This window comes from Pseudomonas sp. GW821-FHT09D08, assembly GCF_059416305.1.
On the sequence record NZ_JBWKOX010000018.1, the window covers coordinates 92119 to 108996 of the forward strand.

At 62.5% G+C, this 16878-nt stretch carries 17 protein-coding genes; 10 read left to right on the forward strand and 7 right to left on the reverse strand.

Annotation, left to right across the window (positions count from 1 at the left end; genetic code table 11):
• Window positions 1–33: 33 nt before the first annotated feature.
• Both eat and exaC read right to left on the reverse strand, forming a co-directional pair.
• On the reverse strand, window positions 34–1467 hold the full coding sequence (eat, locus tag AC07OP_RS24840; protein ID WP_024077594.1) for an ethanolamine permease: 1434 nt from the start codon (window positions 1465–1467) through the stop codon (window positions 34–36).
• Between the two features lie 143 nt (window positions 1468–1610).
• Window positions 1611–3131: an acetaldehyde dehydrogenase ExaC gene (gene exaC / locus AC07OP_RS24845; protein WP_027605219.1), complete on the reverse strand. Its 1521-nt coding sequence runs from the start codon at window positions 3129–3131 to the stop codon at window positions 1611–1613.
• Between the two features lie 272 nt (window positions 3132–3403).
• Between exaC and AC07OP_RS24850 the strand changes: the two genes are divergently transcribed.
• The 4 genes from AC07OP_RS24850 (at window position 3404) to AC07OP_RS24865 (ending at window position 7625) form a co-directional block, all read left to right on the forward strand.
• On the forward strand, window positions 3404–5299 hold the full coding sequence (locus AC07OP_RS24850) for a sigma-54-dependent Fis family transcriptional regulator (RefSeq protein ID WP_495102486.1): 1896 nt from the start codon (window positions 3404–3406) through the stop codon (window positions 5297–5299).
• A 73-nt stretch (window positions 5300–5372) separates the two neighbouring features.
• Window positions 5373–6722: a UDP-N-acetylmuramate:L-alanyl-gamma-D-glutamyl-meso-diaminopimelate ligase gene (mpl, locus tag AC07OP_RS24855; RefSeq protein WP_495102485.1), complete on the forward strand. Its 1350-nt coding sequence runs from the start codon at window positions 5373–5375 to the stop codon at window positions 6720–6722.
• On the forward strand, window positions 6719–7348 hold the full coding sequence (ubiX, locus tag AC07OP_RS24860) for a flavin prenyltransferase UbiX (protein WP_027605222.1): 630 nt from the start codon (window positions 6719–6721) through the stop codon (window positions 7346–7348). The genes mpl and ubiX overlap by 4 nt, the downstream gene beginning before the upstream one ends.
• Window positions 7341–7625 carry a YceK/YidQ family lipoprotein gene (locus AC07OP_RS24865; RefSeq protein ID WP_027605223.1) on the forward strand — a complete coding sequence of 95 codons (285 nt, stop codon included), beginning with the start codon at window positions 7341–7343 and terminating at the stop codon, window positions 7623–7625. Before ubiX ends, AC07OP_RS24865 begins: the two co-directional genes overlap by 8 nt.
• Window positions 7626–7662: 37 nt before the next feature.
• Here AC07OP_RS24865 and AC07OP_RS24870 read toward each other — a convergent pair whose 3' ends face one another.
• From AC07OP_RS24870 to AC07OP_RS24880, 3 genes are all read right to left on the reverse strand, one after another.
• Window positions 7663–8304, reverse strand: a complete 642-nt coding sequence (locus AC07OP_RS24870) for an oxidoreductase (protein ID WP_027605224.1) — start codon at window positions 8302–8304, stop codon at window positions 7663–7665.
• Between the two features lie 29 nt (window positions 8305–8333).
• Entirely contained in the window at window positions 8334–10052 is a 1719-nt protein-coding gene (locus AC07OP_RS24875; protein WP_027605225.1) for a C13 family peptidase, read from the reverse strand.
• A 105-nt stretch (window positions 10053–10157) separates the two neighbouring features.
• A complete protein-coding gene (locus tag AC07OP_RS24880; RefSeq protein ID WP_027605226.1) occupies window positions 10158–10613 on the reverse strand; it encodes a MaoC family dehydratase in 456 nt (151 codons plus the stop codon).
• 165 nt (window positions 10614–10778) lie between these two features.
• On the opposite strand from AC07OP_RS24880, the gene AC07OP_RS24885 reads away from it, so the two are divergent.
• From AC07OP_RS24885 to AC07OP_RS24900, 4 genes are all read left to right on the forward strand, one after another.
• Window positions 10779–11132 (forward strand): CidA/LrgA family protein, encoded by a 354-nt coding sequence (locus tag AC07OP_RS24885; RefSeq protein WP_253492178.1) that lies wholly within the window; start codon window positions 10779–10781, stop codon window positions 11130–11132.
• Window positions 11129–11845 carry an LrgB family protein gene (locus AC07OP_RS24890; protein WP_027605228.1) on the forward strand — a complete coding sequence of 239 codons (717 nt, stop codon included), beginning with the start codon at window positions 11129–11131 and terminating at the stop codon, window positions 11843–11845. The genes AC07OP_RS24885 and AC07OP_RS24890 overlap by 4 nt, the downstream gene beginning before the upstream one ends.
• Before the next feature lie 21 nt (window positions 11846–11866).
• Window positions 11867–12457, forward strand: a complete 591-nt coding sequence (locus AC07OP_RS24895; RefSeq protein WP_145336742.1) for an LON peptidase substrate-binding domain-containing protein — start codon at window positions 11867–11869, stop codon at window positions 12455–12457.
• Window positions 12458–12557: 100 nt separating this feature from the next.
• Window positions 12558–12773, forward strand: a complete 216-nt coding sequence (locus AC07OP_RS24900) for a hypothetical protein (RefSeq protein ID WP_495102512.1) — start codon at window positions 12558–12560, stop codon at window positions 12771–12773.
• Here the strand turns inward: AC07OP_RS24900 and AC07OP_RS24905 are convergent.
• Entirely contained in the window at window positions 12767–14083 is a 1317-nt protein-coding gene (locus AC07OP_RS24905; RefSeq protein WP_495102484.1) for a bifunctional DedA family/phosphatase PAP2 family protein, read from the reverse strand. The two genes, AC07OP_RS24900 and AC07OP_RS24905, sit on opposite strands and share 7 nt — an antisense overlap.
• A 25-nt stretch (window positions 14084–14108) precedes the next feature.
• Entirely contained in the window at window positions 14109–14792 is a 684-nt protein-coding gene (locus tag AC07OP_RS24910) for a DNA-3-methyladenine glycosylase (RefSeq protein WP_495102483.1), read from the reverse strand.
• Window positions 14793–14967: 175 nt separating this feature from the next.
• On the opposite strand from AC07OP_RS24910, the gene AC07OP_RS24915 reads away from it, so the two are divergent.
• The gene (locus tag AC07OP_RS24915; protein ID WP_115487510.1) at window positions 14968–16233 is read left to right on the forward strand and encodes a glutamate-5-semialdehyde dehydrogenase; all 1266 of its coding nucleotides are present in this window, start codon (window positions 14968–14970) and stop codon (window positions 16231–16233) included.
• Window positions 16233–16877 (forward strand): nicotinate-nucleotide adenylyltransferase, encoded by a 645-nt coding sequence (gene nadD, locus AC07OP_RS24920; protein WP_065910068.1) that lies wholly within the window; start codon window positions 16233–16235, stop codon window positions 16875–16877. The genes AC07OP_RS24915 and nadD overlap by 1 nt, the downstream gene beginning before the upstream one ends.
• Window position 16878: the final 1 nt, after the last annotated feature.

The window sequence follows — 16878 nt, forward strand, 5'->3', positions numbered from 1 at the left end:
CAGGAGAGGAACCCGCGTCGAGGTTTACGGCAGTTAGTGCAAGGCGGCCTCTGCGGCCTGGATCGCGGCGAATTCTTCTTCGGGCGTGCCTGCTACCAAGTGATGCCGGCTGTAGAAAGCAAAGTAAGCAATTAATACTCCATAGATGATCGCAGCGCCAATCACCACCCGTGGATCCACCAGAAAACCCGCCACCACGGCCACGCAGGCCAGTACCAGGGCGACACCGGAGGTGAAGATGCCGCCTGGCGTGCGATAAGGACGGTCCATTTTGGGGCGACGGATGCGCAGGGTGATGTGCGCGGCCATCATCAGCACGTAGGAAATGGTCGCGCCAAACACCGCCACCAGGATCAACAAGTCCCCCTGGCCGGTCAGCGACAGGCCGAAGCCGATAATCCCGGGGATCACCAGCGCCAGTACCGGGGCCTTGCTCTTATTGGTCTGGGACAGTTTGCGCGGCAAGTAGCCGGCACGGGACAAGGCGAAGATCTGCCGCGAATAGGCGTAGATAATCGAGAAAAAGCTGGCGATCAAGCCGGCCAGGCCGACCAGGTTGACGAAACTGCCCATCCAGGTCGAACCGCCATAGGACAGCGCCAGCGCTTCCACCAGCGGGTTGCCGGATTTGACCAGCGCATAGGTGCCCGCGCCGCCCGGTGCGATCACCAGGATCAACAGGGCAAAGCTGGTCAGCACCACAATGGCGCCGATCAGGCCCCGGGGCAGGTCGCGCTTGGGGTTCTTGGTTTCTTCGGCGGCCAGGGGCACGCCCTCTACGGCGAGGAAAAACCAGATCGCATAGGGGATCGCCGCCCACACGCCGACATAGCCGAATGGCAGGAAGGTGCTGGCGCCCTTGGCCTCGGTCACCGGAATATCCAGCAGGTTGGCGACATTGAAGTGCGGCACCATCGACACCAGGAACACGCCCAGCGCAATCGCGGCGATGGCGGTGATCACGAACATCAGCTTCAAGGCTTCGCCGACGCCAAAGATATGGATGCCGATAAAGATGATGTAGAACGCCAGGTAAATCATCCAGCCGCCGATGCCGAACAGCGACTCGCAATAGGCGCCGATAAACACCGCGATGGCGGCGGGGGCGATGGCATATTCGATCAGGATGGCGGTGCCCGTCAGGAACCCGCCCCAGGGCCCGAAGGCACTGCGGGCAAAACCGTAGCCACCGCCGGCGGTGGGGATCATGGAAGACAGTTCGGCCAGGGAAAAGCACATGCACAGGTACATGGTGGCCATCAGCAATGTGGCGAGGAACATCCCGCCCCAGCCACCCTGGGCCAGGCCGAAGTTCCAGCCGGCGTAGTCGCCGGAGATGACGTAGGCAACGCCAAGGCCAACCAGCAGGACCCAGCCGGCGGCGCCTTTTTTCAGTTCGCGTTGTTGGAAGTATTGGGAGTCGACTTTTTCGAAGTCGACAGAAGATCCAGTCGGTTCGCTAGGCATGGGAAAGTACCTTTCATTGTTATTGTTTTTTAACTCGGCCTCTGTGTGCCGAATGCAATTGGCAAGTACTTGTGGAGAGCTAAGTGTGGGAGAGGGCAAGCCCCTCCCACATTTGAGTGCATTTCAACTGTGGGAGGGGTTAGTTAGAAGAAGCCCAACGGATTAATGTCGTAGCTCACCAGCAGGTTCTTGGTCTGCTGGTAGTGATCCAGCATCATCTTGTGGGTCTCACGGCCCACGCCGGACTTCTTGTAACCGCCAAACGCGGCATGCGCCGGGTACAGGTGGTAGCAGTTGGTCCACACGCGGCCCGCCTTGATCGCGCGGCCCATGCGGTAGGCGCGGTTAATGTCGCGGGTCCACACACCGGCGCCCAGGCCGAACTCGGTGTCGTTGGCAATCGCCAGGGCTTCGGCTTCGTCCTTGAAGGTGGTGATGCTCACCACCGGGCCGAAGATTTCTTCCTGGAACACGCGCATTTCATTGGTGCCCTTGAGCAGGGTCGGCTGGATGTAATAGCCGCCAGCCATATCGCCGGTGAGCTGCTCGACCTTGCCGCCGGTGAGCAATTGCGCGCCTTCGCCCTTGGCAATTTCCAGGTAGGACAGGATCTTGTCGAACTGCTGCTCGGACGCCTGGGCGCCGACCATGGTGTCGGTGTCCAGCGGGTCGCCGCGCTTGATCTGCTCGACTTTCTTCATCACCACTTTCATGAAGTCGTCGTAGATGGACTCTTCCACCAGCGCACGGGATGGGCAGGTGCACACTTCGCCCTGGTTGAAGAACGCCAGCACCAGGCCTTCGGCGGCTTTTTCGATGAACGACGGTTCGGCCTTCATGATGTCGGCGAAGAAGATGTTCGGCGACTTGCCGCCCAGCTCGACGGTCGACGGAATGATGTTCTCGGCCGCCGCATGCATGATGTGCGAGCCCACCGGGGTGGAGCCGGTGAAGGCGATCTTGGCGATACGCTTGCTGGTGGCCAGGGCTTCGCCGGCTTCCTTGCCGAAGCCGTGCACCACGTTCAGCACGCCCGGTGGCAGCAGGTCGCCGATGACTTCCAGCAGCACGTTGATGCCCAGCGGTGTTTGCTCGGCAGGCTTGAGCACCACGCAGTTGCCGGCGGCCAGGGCCGGGGCGAGTTTCCACGCGGCCATCAGCAGCGGGAAGTTCCACGGGATGATCTGGCCGACCACGCCCAGCGGCTCGTGGAAGTGATAGGACGCGGTGTGTTCGTTGATCTCGGCGCTGGTGCCTTCCTGGGCGCGTATGCAACCGGCGAAGTAGCGGAAGTGGTCGGCGGCCAGGGGGATGTCGGCGTTGAGGGTTTCACGCACGGCCTTGCCGTTGTCCCAGGTTTCGGTGATGGCCAGCAGTTCGAGGTTCTGTTCGATGCGGTCGGCGATTTTCAGCAGCACCAGCGAGCGGTCCTGGGCCGAGGTCTTGCCCCAGGCGTCAGCGGCAGCGTGGGCGGCGTCCAGCGCCTTGTCGATGTCTTTGGCAGTGGAGCGCGGGAATTCGGCGATAGGCTTCCCGTTGACCGGCGAGGTGTTGGTGAAATAGTTGCCATCGACCGGGGCAACGAATTCGCCACCAATGTAGTTGCCGTACTTGGCCTTGAACGAAACGATCGCGCCTTCAGTACCGGGGTGTGCGTAACGCATGGTGGGTATCTCCTGGCTTTTATGTTTATTGGAGTGCAGCGCGCAAGCGCTTGATAAAGCGTAGAGCAAAGGTTGGGCCACTGCTTTGCAGGCCAGGAAAATCAAGGGCTTGGGGTTTGTTGCAAGGCATTGCTGTGACACGGGTGGTACAGGCGCTGTGACAGTTTGTGCCATAAACGGTACAGACCGTGACCGGCGAGTCGGTCCGGGATTGCATTGGCTGGGTGCCTGGGGGATGCTGGGGGCTCTCACGCAGGGAGAATAATAAGAACATGCACAACGATCATTTCAGTCGCCATGCCCAGCAAGTCCTCACTGTGGCCCGTGGGCGCGACCCGTCGAGTGACCCGTCCATCGCCCGATCCTGGCTGCGCTGCCTGGAGGACTACCACCTCGATCCTGCCCAGACCATCGCCCCTACGGTGCTTGAGCACGGCCGTCTGCTGGAAAGCCGCGAGCGCCTGCAACAGGTGCTGCATATCGCCGGCAGCGAGATGAACAGCCTGCACCAGCAGCTGTCGGGCGCGGGCCATGCGGTGCTGCTGACCGATGCCCGTGGGGTGATCCTCAACTGTGTCACGGCGCCGTCCGAGCGCAAGATTTTCGAACGCGCCGGGTTGTGGCTCGGTGCCGATTGGAGCGAAGCGTGCGAGGGCACCAACGGCATCGGCACCTGCCTGGTGGAACGCCAGTCGTTGACCATTCATCGCGATGAACATTTTCGTGGGCGCCACACCGGGCTGACCTGTTCGGCGAGCCCGGTGTTCGACCCCCACGGCGACCTTTTGGCGGTGCTGGACGTGTCGTCGGCCCGGGAGGAGGTGTCGCGCCAGAGCCAGTTCCACACCATGGCGCTGGTCAACCTGTCGGCGAAGATGATCGAGAGTTGCTACTTCCTGCGTCACTTCGAAAACCATTGGCTGCTGCGCTTTCACCTGCAGGCCGAGTCGGTGGGCCTGTTCAGCGAAGGGTTGTTGGCGTTTGACGGCGAAGGGCGGATATGTGCCGTCAACCAGAGCGCACTCAACCTGCTGGGGCAGGTGCGTGGCGGGTTGCTGGGGCAACCGGTGGAGGCGTTGTTCGAGTGTTCCCTGGACCAACTGCTCGGTCGCGCCAGTGCCAATGCCACCGCCAGTTGGCCATTGCGCACGCGGGATGGCCGGCACTTGTTCGCGGCCTTGCGTGGTCAATCGCGCAGTGTGCCCGCGCCCATCGCCAAGCCTGAGCCCGTGCGCCTGGCCAGTATCTGCCTGGGCGACCCGGCGCTGCAGAGTGACTTCCGCAAAGCGCTGCGGGTATTCGAGCGCGATGTACCCTTGCTGATCAACGGCGAAACCGGTTCCGGCAAAGAGGCCTTCGCCAAGGCGGTGCATCACGCCAGCCAGCGTGCCGACAAGGCGTTCGTTGCCCTCAACTGCGCAGCCATCCCGGAAAGCCTGATCGAAAGCGAGCTGTTCGGCTATCGCGGCGGCAGCTTTACCGGCGCGCGCAAGGACGGCATGCAGGGCAAGTTGCAGCAGGCCGACGGCGGTACGCTGTTCCTCGATGAAATCGGCGATATGCCGTTGGCGCTGCAGACGCGCCTGTTAAGGGTGCTGGAGGACCGCATGGTGGTGCCCATCGGCGGTGAGCCCCAGGCGGTTGATGTCAGAATTATCAGCGCGACTCACCGGAATTTGCTGGAGCGCGTGCAGGACGGAAGTTTTCGGGAAGACCTGTATTACCGCCTCAACGGCCTGGAAGTCGGTTTGCCAGCGTTGCGTGAACGCAGCGATAAGCCTCAGTTGCTGGATTTCCTGCTGGCGCAGGAGGCGGGCGGGCAGAGTCTACAACTCGACCCGGCGGCGCGCTCGGCGCTGCTGACCTACCCCTGGCCCGGCAACGTCCGGCAACTGCGCACGGTGTTGCGTACGCTGGCGGCGCTGTGCGACGACGGGCGGGTCGGCCTTGAGGATTTGCCCGCGTTGATTCGCCAGGCACGGCCGCAAGCAGTGGCCGAGGCCAGGCTTGCAGAGTCGCCCCTGGGCGACGCCGAGCGACTCGCCCTGCTCACGGCCCTGGAGCAACAACGCTGGCACATGACCCATACGGCGGAGCAGCTGGGTGTCAGCCGTAACACGCTGTATAGAAAGCTGCGCCGGCACGGCATTGCACGGGCGGCTCCATAGATCGGTCCTACAGCTAAAGAGTGCGATTTTCGCCCCCCTGCGCTAACCTGCCTCGATGTTTACGAGGTCGACTATGCACATTCATATTCTTGGTATTTGCGGCACCTTCATGGGTTCGATGGCGGTTCTGGCCAAAGAACTGGGCCATCACGTAACGGGCTCCGATGCCAATGTTTACCCACCCATGAGCACGCAACTCGAGGCCCAGGGCATTGAGCTGACCCAGGGTTACGACCCGGCGCAATTCGACCCGGTGCCGGACCTGGTGGTGATCGGCAATGCCATGTCCCGGGGCAATCCGGCGGTCGAATACGTGCTCAACAAAGGCTTGCCTTACGTGTCCGGCCCACAGTGGCTGGCCGACCATGTGCTGCAAGGTCGCTGGGTATTGGCCGTTGCCGGCACCCACGGCAAGACCACCACCAGCAGCATGCTCGCCTGGGTGCTGGAACACGCGGGCATGAGCCCGGGCTTCTTGATCGGCGGCGTGCCGCAGAACTTCTCGGTGTCGGCGCGCCTGGGTGATACGCCGTTCTTCGTGATCGAAGCCGACGAGTACGACAGTGCGTTTTTCGACAAGCGCTCCAAATTCGTCCACTACCGCCCGCGCACGGCGATCCTCAACAACCTTGAGTTCGATCACGCTGACATCTTCCCCGACCTGGCGGCCATCGAGCGGCAGTTCCACCATTTGGTACGCACCATTCCGAGCGAAGGCCTGGTCATCCACCCGACCACCGAGCCGGCCTTGCAACGCGTGATCGAGATGGGCTGCTGGACCCCGGTGCAAACCACCGGTGCGGGTGGGCAATGGCAGGTCAAGTTGCTCAGTGAAGACGGTTCCCGGTTTGAAGTGCTGTTTGACGGCGAGGCGCAAGGCATCGTCGAATGGGACATGACTGGACAGCACAACGTCGCCAATGCCTTGGTCACCCTGGCGGCCGCGCGGCATGTGGGCGTGGTGCCTTCCATGGGCATTGCTGCATTGAGCGCATTCAAGAGCGTGAAGCGCCGTATGGAAAAGGTCGCCGACGTGAATGGGATTACCATCTACGACGACTTTGCCCACCACCCGACGGCCATTGCCACCACCCTCGACGGCCTGCGCAAACGCGTTGGCGATGCCCCGATCATTGCGATTGTCGAGCCGCGCTCAAACTCCATGAAGCTCGGCGCACACCGCGACGGCCTGCCGGAAAGCGTTAACGATGCCGACCAGGTGGTGTGGTATGCCCCGGCCAACCTGGGCTGGGACCTGCCGGCGATTGCGGCGCAGTGCACGGTGCCGTCGAAAGTCTGTGACTCCATCGAGGGCATCATTGCGTTCGTCAAGCACCAGGCCAAGCCTGGCACCCATGTGGTGGTGATGAGCAACGGCGGCTTCGGCGGCTTGCACGGCAAACTGGCCGAGGCCCTGAAATGAGTGGCCCGGAGCGCGTCACCCTGGCGATGACCGGCGCATCCGGCGCGCCCTATGGCTTGCGCCTGCTCGATTGCCTGGTGCGTGAAGACCGTGAGGTGCACTTTCTGATCTCCAAGGCCGCGCAGTTGGTGATGGCCACCGAGACTGATGTCGCGCTGCCAGCCAAGGTGCAGATGATGCAAGCCTTCCTCACCGAGTACACCGGTGCGGCGGCGGGACAGATCAAGGTCTACGGCAAGGAAGACTGGATGTCGCCGGTGGCTTCGGGCTCCGGTGCGCCGGCGGCAATGGTCGTGGTGCCGTGTTCCACCGGTACGCTGTCGGCGATTGCTACCGGCGCTTGCAACAACCTGATCGAACGCGCCGCCGACGTGACGTTGAAGGAGCGTCGCCAGTTGATCCTCGTGCCGCGCGAGGCGCCGTACTCGAGCATTCATCTGGAGCACATGCTCAAGCTGTCGAACCTGGGGGTGACCATCCTGCCGGCGTCGCCCGGCTTCTATCACCAGCCGCAGACCATCGATGACCTGGTGGATTTCGTGGTGGCGCGCATTCTCAATCTGTTGAATATCCCCCAGGACATGCTGCCGCGTTGGGGCGAACACCATTTGAGCAGCGATGAATAAGGCGCTGTTGGTGATACTGGCGCTGCAACTGGCCGGCTGCGCCACCGCGCGGACCCTGGACGCCGCGCAGCCCGGCGCGCCGGTGGTGTATGCCGGCACGCGATTGGATTTGTATGCAATGAACGGAGGTTGCTGCGCCAAGGACCGGTTCGGTGCCGAGGCGCCCAGCTATCCCGGCGTCGACCTGCCGGCCAGCGCGTTGCTCGACACGCTTTTATTGCCGCTGTCAGTGTTGACGGTGCTCGGTGTGGGATTTAACGCCACGGGCGGGCTCTAGCGCTGACCTGGGCACCACAAAACTAATGTGGGAGGCCTTACTTACCGAGCTTGCGCAGTTCGTCCGACTCCACCACCCGCACCCCATCCTGCTCTTCCAGCGCCAGGCGCCACATGGCCCGGGCCAGTTCGCAGACTTCAATGCCGTGGTATTTCCCCGGAATCAACCGTGACAGCGGCCCGGCCAGTTGCTCGGCCAAGCGGGGCTCCAGCCGTTCCCCCAGCAGCAACGAAGGCCGCACGATGGTCAGTTGCGGCCAGTCCTGGGCCTTGAGTGCCTGTTCCATTTCCCCTTTGACCCGGTTGTAGAACACCGAGGATTTCGGGTCGGCGCCAATCGCACTGATCACGATCAGGTGCCGCGCGCCCATCTCCCGCGCGCGCTTGGCAAAGGCCACGACCATATCCAGGTCGACGGCACGAAAAGCTTCTTCCGAACCGGCTTTCTTGATGGTGGTACCCAGGCAGCAGAAGGCAATATCCACCTGGCCGCTCAGTTGCGGCAGGAACACCGCCGGGTCGCCCACCGGGTTTTCCAAGTGCGGATGCTCGGCCAGCGGCTTGCGGCTGGGCGCCAGCACGCGGGTCACGGTGGGTTCGTTGAGCAGGCGGTCGAGCAGGTGTTCGCCGGTCAGGCCAGAGGCGCCAGCGAGCAGGATATGCTGAGGTGTCAGGTACATGGTGTTTCCCCCTCGTTACACGTTACAGCTTAGTTGCCTTTGGCTTCCTTGCTATTCATTGAGACGCTTTCCAGCGCCTTTCGTGCCTGCTGTTTGCGTAATAATTGCCAATGGGCGATCACGCCTTTGGGGGCCCAGATCTGCGGTTCGGATGCTTCGAAGTTGTCTGCCTGTTCGCGTTCGCTCACATGCAGCTGCGCCAGCTTGAAGGCTTGCTGCAAATCGTCGGTCTGGTTGAAGGCTTGGGCGAAGAGGGCGTCGCCGAAGTAGGTGAAGTCGGCCTCTTCGGAACAGCCGAAGGACACGCGGTCGGCACGCGAGGCGGTCATGATCAGGGTGCGTTCGTCTTTGAGCGCCGGGATGAAGCCGCCGGAGTAGCAGGCTGAAATCACCACGATCTTGTCGCGGTTTTTCAGCGGCGCGAGCACGGCGGCCAGTTCATCGGCGGGCAGGTCGGCCAGCTCCATGCGCGGTTGGTCCAGCACCAGTTCGTGTTCGTGGGTGCCGTGGCTGGTCATGTAGATAAACACCAGGTCTTCCGGGCCGGTGCGCTCGGCCAGGGTCTGCACGGCCCGGCGCAGGCTTTCGCGGGTGGCCAGTGGTCGGTCGGCGATATGGTCGCGGTGGTTGACCAGGCGGATCTGCCCACGGGCGCCGAAGCGGGTGGCGAGCATATTGCTGACGTAATCGGCTTCGCGCAGGAACACGCTTTGTTTACCGTCGCCGGCCACGGCCAGGGTGTACAGCTCCACGGCCGAGGTGGAGGCGGGCACGGCGGCGAGGGCGGTGTCCAGCAGGCGGCCCTGAGCCAGTACGCCGATTTCCAGCGGGTCGGGCAACAGCTTGCCGTCGGCATCACGCACGCGCATGCCGTTGACCCAGGTACCGGCCTGCACGGTGCCGTCGGTGAGTACCAGGGTGCCGCGGCCTTGATAGTTGTCGCTGTCGAAGCCGCCGATATAGAAGCTGCCGTCAGTCAGGTTCAGGCGGCCTTCGCCGGTAAAGCGCCAGTCGCTGAACTGGCCGACGTAGTGGCTGCCATCCACGCCGATCAGCTCGCCCTTGCCGCTCAGGGCGCCTTCCTTGAACTGGCCGATCCACACGTCGCCATCGGCGTTTTCATAACGGCCCTTGCCGTTGAGCTGGTTCTGTTTGAACTGGCCGACATAGATGTCGCCGTCGGCGCTGTTGAATGTACCGTTGCCCTCCAACTGGCCGTCGACGAAGTGGCCGCTGAATTGGTTGCCGCTGTCGTCATTGCGCTGGCCTTCACCGTTCGGCTTGCCGTGGGCGAACTGGCCCTGATACTGGCTGCCATCCGCCAGTTCCAGGCGGCCGAGGCCGGAATACTGGTCGTCCTTGAATTCGCCGCGATAGGTCATCTGCCCTTCTTTGAGGGTGCCTTCGCCGTTGCGCCGACCGTTCTTGAACCCGCCCACATAGTGGCTGCCGGCCGTGGTCAGGCTGCCCTGGCCATCGAACAGACCTTGCTGGAACTGGCCTTTATAGACTTCGCCGTTGCTGCCATGCCATTCGCCCTGGCCGTGCCACTGGCCTTTGTCGAACTGCCCGGCGTACCAGCTGCCGTTGGGATAATCCACGCGGCCCTGGCCTTGCAGCAGACCATTGACCACATCGCCCCGGTAACGACCGCCATCGGGCAGGCGCGCATCGGGCGGCAACAGCGATTCGCCGTCTCCGCAAGCGGTGAGCAACAGGGCAAGGGCAAGGGGAGCGAGTGGGCGCATAGCGGGATCCGGATAATTGAGCGCCGAGTATGCCGCAGCTGCGAGATTCATACATAAATTTACATACCCTGTGGCGAGTTTCAGTGGCTCGCCACAGGGATGGGCTTACACGAAGTAGAGCGACAACGACTCGGCGACGTAAGCGGGTTTTTCCTGGCCATCGATTTCCAGGGTGGCGGTGGCCTTGAGCAGCCATTGGCCGGGCTTTTTCTCGGTGACGTCGGTGAGCGTCACGTTCAGGCGCACCTTGGAATTGACTTTCACCGGCTGGATAAAGCGCACGCTGTCCAGGCCATAGTTGACGGCCATCTTCAGGCCTTCGGGCACGATCAGGATATCTTCCATCAGCTTGGGCATCAGCGACAGCGACAGGAAACCGTGGGCAATGGTGCTGCCGAACGGGGTTTGCGCGGCCTTGACCGGGTCGACGTGGATGAACTGATGATCGCCAGTGGCCTCGGCGAACAGGTTGATACGTGCCTGGTCGATGGTGAGCCATTCGGAACGTCCCAGTTCCTTGCCGACATAATCTTTGAGCTGCGCTACGGGTACATAGGGCATTGCGTCTCTCCTTGGTTCATCGGTGCTGTTGTTATGGGGTACAGAGAACCAATGTAGATCATCATGGCCAACCAGCCCGGTCAACCCACCATGCTTTTGGCGAATGCCGGAGCATAGGGCGGGCATGCTTATAATGCGGGCGGGTCTTGAGGGGGGAGAGGACGGATGCTGTTACGTGGTCTGACATGGCTGGTGCTGTTTCAATTGATCGGCACGGCGATCAATCATTTGCTGCTGCCGGTACTGCCGGGGCCGATCATCGGCCTGCTGTTGATGCTCGGTTACCTGGTGTGGCGTGGCGAAGTCGGCGAGCCCCTGAGCCTGGCGGCCAGCAGCCTGCTGCGCTACTTGCCGTTGCTGCTGGTGCCGCCGGCGGTGGGGGTGATGGTGTATGCCAGGGATATTGCCGCCGATTTCTGGGCCATCGTCGGTGCACTGGTGTTGTCGCTGGTGATCGCCATGGGCTTTGTCGGGCTGTTGATGGAGCGCATGGTCAAGCGCAAGGAGCAGGATCAATGATCTTCGACTGGCACGGCGCCTGGACGGCGGTGATTCATCACCCGCTGTTCGGTATCGGGATCACCCTGGGCGCCTATCAGCTGGTGCTGGCGGGTTTCGAGAAAACCCGCTGGATTTTCCTGCAACCGGTGCTGGTCTCCATGCTGCTGGTGATCGGCGTGTTGCTCACGTGCGGCCTGAGCTACGCCGAGTACCGCAAGAGCACGGAGATCATGGGGATCCTGCTGGGCCCGGCGACGGTGGCCCTGGCGGTGCCGCTCTATCTGAACCTGCGGCGGATTCGGCAATTGTTCTGGCCGATTTTTACTACGCTGGTGATAGGCGGCGTGTTGGCCACCGGCCTGTGCGTACTGCTGGGCTGGTGGTTCGGCGCCGAACACAGGATGTTGATGACCATGGCACCGAAGTCGGTGACCTCGCCGATTGCCATGCTGGTGGCCGAACAGATCGGCGGTGTGGCAGCCTTGGCGGCGGTGTTTGTGCTGATTACCGGGGTGGTGGGCGCGATGGTTGGCCCGGCGTTACTCTCGCGTCTTGGGGTGCACAGTCCCGAGGCGCGCGGTATGGCGCTGGGCATGACTGCCCACGCCGTCGGCACCTCGGTGGCCCTGCAGGAAAGCGAAGAGTGTGGCGCCTTTGCGGCGCTGGCCATGAGTCTGATGGGCGTAGCCACAGCGGTATTCCTGCCGCTGGCCGTGTCAGTGATTGTTTAAACCGGGTTTAAGGAAGCCTTTATGAGTCTGGCGCTGTTCCCCCTCAATACTGTGCTGTTCCCTGGCTGCACCCTCGACCTGCAACTGTTCGAGGCGCGCTACCTGGACATGATCAGCCGCTGCATGAAAAAGGGCGAAAGCTTCGGCGTGGTGTGCATCCTCGATGGCAAGGAGGTGGGCATGGCCCCGGATGGCTATGCCTTGATCGGCTGCGAAGCGTTGATTCGCGACTTCAAGCAGCAGGACAACGGCCTGCTGGGGATTCGCGTCGAAGGCGGGCGGCGCTTCCGCGTGCGAGACGCCGGCGTGCAGAAGGACCAGCTGCTGGTGGCCGAGGTGCAATGGCTGGAAGAACTGCCGGACCAGGCGCTGGAAGAAGAGGATGCCGACCTGCTGGCCTTGCTCCAGGCCCTGGCCGAACACCCGATGGTCGCGTCGCTGGACATGGGCACTCACGCCGATGGCCAGCAAGCCTTGGGCAATCAACTGGCTTATCTCTTGCCGTTCACTGAGGCCGACAAGATCGACCTGCTGCAACTCGACGACCCGCAGCAGCGGCTGGATGCGATCCAGATGCTGCTCGATGAGCTTCAGGGGGAGTTGTTCACCTGAGTTTCGGATCAGTCCTGCACCACGTTCAGACGTTTCTTCGCTGCTCCCGGTGCGAGGGCTGAAATAGTCGCCGATCACTCAACAATGATCGGGGATGAGCATGATTCGGCTAGCGCAATCGGAGCAGGCAGCCTGGGACGCTTTTTTTGGCAATATTGCCGTGCAATTGCTGCGGTTGGACGCCAAGCGCGGTCCGGAATACATCGCTGAACGCGCCGCGGAAATAGCGGATGAGATGTTGCTGGAACGACGCGAGCGGTGTATTGAACGCCGCTCCGCACCCGTTGACTGGCTCGGTCCGGCCCAGGGTCAATAGGCATACCTGAGCAGCGCGTGGGGGGTGCCGGTAAAGGCAATGAAACCGAGCACCGCCACCACCGCGGGTAATACCAGCCACCAGGCCTTCTGCGGCATCGGCGGCAGTGGGCTGCGGTACTGGCAGACGGTAAGGCTGAATGCGCACACAGTCATTGCCAGCAGCGTGCCAGCCAGGATGTCGGTGGGCCAATGGGCGCCGAGGTAGACCCGTGACAGTGCGATGAAGGCCGCAGGAATACAGCCCAGCAACATCCAGGTCAGGCGCAGGCGCGTGGGTTGTCCGCGACCGGCCAGCACCGCCAACGCCAGAAAAAACGCAAACGCACCGGAGGCGTGGCCGCTGGGCATGCTGAAGCTGGTCAATGGGTCGGTGAGGATTTCCGGGCGGCCACGGGCGAAAAACAGTTTGGTCCCGGTATTGATCACCGCCGCCCCGGCCAGTGTTGCACCGACAAACACGGCATGACGCCATTGCCGCGCGACTAGCAGCAACCCGGTGAATACGGCGCTGGCGAAGAACATTTTCTTGAACTCACCCAGTTGGGTCACCATCACCATGGTGTGGTCCAGCCAGGGGCTGCGATGTTCCTGTACCAGCGCGCTCAGGCCCTGGTCAAAGTCATCCAGGTGGGTATAGCCGATAAACAGAGCGATCAATAATGTCAGGCTGGCGCACCCTATCCACAAGGTCGCGCGACGATGGCCGCGCACGCTGGTGTGCAGGCTCAGTCCCAGCATGGCTGCCAGGCAGGCTGTAACAACCCCCGCCTCAGGCCAGAACCCTTCCGGCAATGGCAGGCGGAACGCAGCGCCGGTTGCCCAGCCTGGTAGCAGGTAGGCGACCGACCAACCGGCTGCCGCCAGAAGGCTGACCAGGGCGAAACGCGGGAACGGCATGTCGCACATCCCGGCCACCATCGGCAGCATTGGCCGCAATGGTCCGATGAAACGTCCCACCAGCAGGCTGGCGATGCCGTATTTGTGGAAGTAGGTTTCCGCGCCGCTCATCCATTCCGGGTGGTGCCGCAGGCCGGGCAGGCGGCGGATGTTCTGATGGAAGTGTCGGCCCAGGAAGTAGGAAACCCCGTCGCCCAACAAGCCTCCCAGGAACCCCAGCAGCAGGGTTTCACTCAGGGACAAGGCGCCGCTGCCAGCCATTGCCGCAATGGCAAACAGCAGCACCGTGCCCGGCACGATCAGCCCGGCAATGGCCAGGCATTCCACGCACGCGACGATAAACACCGCCGCCGCCAGCCATTGCGGGTTGAGGGTCAGCCAGCCGGTAATGCTATCGAGCCATTGGCCCATAAATCGTTACTCCATCGCCACAGATTCAAATCAGGAAATAGTCGCGGCCTTCGACCTGGCCCCGGCGCAGCGGGTTCCGCGTGCAGTAGGGCGCATAGCCAGCATCGACGAAGCGGTACATCAAGTGCTCGTCACGGCCGCTGGGGATGCCCAGGCGGGTGGTCTGGATGATCTGTGTCGGTGTCTGGCCGACGTCTTCGACATAGAGCCCTTCTTGATCAAAGCGCTTGGCATCCCACATCGGCACCTTCAGGCCCAGCGCCTTGCACAGCAACGTCTGGCCGGCACACAGCTTCTGCGACGCGCGGGGGCTGCCGTCGGCATTCGGGTTGTTCAGCAGCATCTGCGCCAGGCTGGCGGGCCCGGAGGTCTCATCGACCCAGGGATAGGCCGATTTGATCAGCACGGCATTGCCCGGCCCCTGCGCGCTGAAGTTCAGCGAATCGCCGCCACGGGCGTAGTACATATAGATATGCCCGCCATCCAGAAACAAAGCCTTACGCTTTTCTGTGTAGCCGAGTGAGGCGTGGCTGCCTTTTTCGGCCACGTAATAGGCTTCGGTTTCAATAATTCGCGCCGAAAGCCAGCTATCGCCGACGCGATGGCGGATGACTTTTCCAAGCAAATCTCGCGCGAGTATTTGCGCGTCACGGTCGAAGAAGCTGTCGGGCAGGGCGCTGGCGGGGAGTTGGGGCGAAGAACTGGGCATGGTGGCCTGGGGTTAATACGGCTAAATGTGACGGAATAATAACAACTCCCACCTTAATTACGGCTGAACCCCAGGTTTTTACAGTTCATTTCGACCATCCGCCCCTCACCGCTGTCAGTCGGGCGGCGTCACAGCTATAATCTGCCGCTTTCCTCTTTGCCAAGACTCCCTGACCATGACTGAGTCCGTTCTTGACTACATGACCCGCCTGGGTCGCGCTGCCCGTCAGGCCTCGCGGTTGATCGCCCGTGCGAGCACTGCGCAGAAGAACCGTGCCCTGCTGGCCGCCGCCGATGCTCTGGACGCTTCGCGCTCCGAGCTGACTGCCGCCAACGAACTGGACCTGGCCAATGGCCGCGCCAATGGCCTCGAGCCCGCCTTGCTGGACCGCCTGGCGCTGACGCCGGCACGTATCGACGACATGATCGAAGGGTTGCGTCAGGTCGCCAAGCTGCCTGACCCCATCGGTGAAATTCGCGATATGCGTTACCTGCCGTCCGGTATCCAGGTCGGCAAGATGCGCGTGCCCCTGGGCGTGATCGGCATCATCTATGAGTCGCGCCCGAACGTGACCATCGACGCCGCGAGCCTGTGCCTCAAGTCGGGTAACGCCACCATCCTGCGTGGCGGTTCCGAGGCGATCAATTCCAATCGCGCCATCGCCGCCTGCATCCAGCAGGGCCTGGCCGTGGCCGAGTTGCCGGCCGAAGTGGTGCAAGTGGTGGAAACCATCGACCGTGCCGCTGTCGGCGCGCTGATCACCATGCCGGAATTCGTCGACGTGATCGTGCCGCGCGGTGGCAAGAGCCTGATCGAGCGCGTCAGCCGCGATGCCAAGGTGCCAGTGATCAAGCACCTGGACGGCGTGTGCCACGTGTACATCGACATCGCCGCCGACATCGACAAGGCGATCCGCATCGCCGACAACGCCAAGACCCATCGCTACGCGCCGTGCAACACCATGGAAACCCTGCTGGTGCACGTCGGCATCGCCGAGCGCGTGCTGCCGCCGCTGGCTGCCATCTACCGTGACAAGGGCGTGGAACTGCGCGGTTGCGAACGCACCCGTGCGCTGTTGGGCGCGGACGTGATCGAAGCCACCGAACAGGACTGGTACACCGAGTACACGGCGCCGATCCTGTCGATCCGCATCGTCGACGACCTGGACCAGGCCATCGAACACATCAACACATACGGCTCCAAGCACACCGACGCCATTGTCTCCGAGCATTTCAGCGATGCCCGGCGTTTCCTCACCGAAGTGGACTCCGCTTCGGTGATGATCAACGCCTCGACGCGCTTTGCCGACGGCTTCGAGTACGGCCTGGGGGCGGAGATCGGCATCTCCACCGACAAGCTCCACGCACGCGGCCCGGTTGGCCTGGAAGGCCTGACCAGCGAGAAGTACGTGGTGTTCGGCGACGGTCATGTGCGCACTTGATGGCTAAACGCATCGGGCTGCTCGGCGGTACCTTCGACCCCGTGCACATCGGCCATTTGCGCAGTGCCCTGGAAGTCGCGGATGCCTTGGCGCTGGATGAGCTGCGCCTGATCCCTAATTTCCGGCCGCCCCATCGCGATACCCCGCAGGTGTCGCCGCAGCAGCGCCTGGAAATGGTGCGCCTGGCCGTAGAAGGCATACCGCCGCTGGTGGTGGACGATCGTGAGCTCAAGCGCGATAAACCGTCCTACACTGTCGACACCCTGGAGCTGATGCGCGCCGAGTTGGCCGCGGATGACCAGTTGTTTCTGCTTTTGGGCTGGGACGCATTTTGCGGCCTGCCCTCTTGGCATCGCTGGGAGGAACTCCTCCAGCACTGCCACATCCTGGTTTTGCAACGCCCGGATGCCGACAGCGAACCGCCGGATGCCTTGCGCAACCTGCTGGCCGCGCGGTCGGTAAGTGACCCCTTGGCCCTGACCGGGCCGAACGGGAATATTGCATTCGTCTGGCAGACCCCGCTTGCGGTGTCCGCCACCCAGATCCGTCAACTGCTGGCCAGCGGGAAGTCGGTACGTTTCCTGGTGCCTGACGCGGTCCTGGCCTACATCGATGCGCACGGGCTTTACCGTGCGTCGAACTGAA

Bases quoted from the DNA above. Each gene is read 5' to 3' on its own strand.
- eat (WP_024077594.1), bottom strand. From the start codon at position 1,467: ATGCCTAGCGAACCGACTGGATCTTCTGTCGACTTCGAAAAAGTCGAC.
- exaC (WP_027605219.1), bottom strand. From the start codon at position 3,131: ATGCGTTACGCACACCCCGGTACTGAAGGCGCGATCGTTTCGTTCAAG.
- AC07OP_RS24850 (WP_495102486.1), top strand. From the start codon at position 3,404: ATGCACAACGATCATTTCAGTCGCCATGCCCAGCAAGTCCTCACTGTG.
- mpl (WP_495102485.1), top strand. From the start codon at position 5,373: ATGCACATTCATATTCTTGGTATTTGCGGCACCTTCATGGGTTCGATG.
- ubiX (WP_027605222.1), top strand. From the start codon at position 6,719: ATGAGTGGCCCGGAGCGCGTCACCCTGGCGATGACCGGCGCATCCGGC.
- AC07OP_RS24865 (WP_027605223.1), top strand. From the start codon at position 7,341: ATGAATAAGGCGCTGTTGGTGATACTGGCGCTGCAACTGGCCGGCTGC.
- AC07OP_RS24870 (WP_027605224.1), bottom strand. From the start codon at position 8,304: ATGTACCTGACACCTCAGCATATCCTGCTCGCTGGCGCCTCTGGCCTG.
- AC07OP_RS24875 (WP_027605225.1), bottom strand. From the start codon at position 10,052: ATGCGCCCACTCGCTCCCCTTGCCCTTGCCCTGTTGCTCACCGCTTGC.
- AC07OP_RS24880 (WP_027605226.1), bottom strand. From the start codon at position 10,613: ATGCCCTATGTACCCGTAGCGCAGCTCAAAGATTATGTCGGCAAGGAA.
- AC07OP_RS24885 (WP_253492178.1), top strand. From the start codon at position 10,779: ATGCTGTTACGTGGTCTGACATGGCTGGTGCTGTTTCAATTGATCGGC.
- AC07OP_RS24890 (WP_027605228.1), top strand. From the start codon at position 11,129: ATGATCTTCGACTGGCACGGCGCCTGGACGGCGGTGATTCATCACCCG.
- AC07OP_RS24895 (WP_145336742.1), top strand. From the start codon at position 11,867: ATGAGTCTGGCGCTGTTCCCCCTCAATACTGTGCTGTTCCCTGGCTGC.
- AC07OP_RS24900 (WP_495102512.1), top strand. From the start codon at position 12,558: ATGATTCGGCTAGCGCAATCGGAGCAGGCAGCCTGGGACGCTTTTTTT.
- AC07OP_RS24905 (WP_495102484.1), bottom strand. From the start codon at position 14,083: ATGGGCCAATGGCTCGATAGCATTACCGGCTGGCTGACCCTCAACCCG.
- AC07OP_RS24910 (WP_495102483.1), bottom strand. From the start codon at position 14,792: ATGCCCAGTTCTTCGCCCCAACTCCCCGCCAGCGCCCTGCCCGACAGC.
- AC07OP_RS24915 (WP_115487510.1), top strand. From the start codon at position 14,968: ATGACTGAGTCCGTTCTTGACTACATGACCCGCCTGGGTCGCGCTGCC.
- nadD (WP_065910068.1), top strand. From the start codon at position 16,233: ATGGCTAAACGCATCGGGCTGCTCGGCGGTACCTTCGACCCCGTGCAC.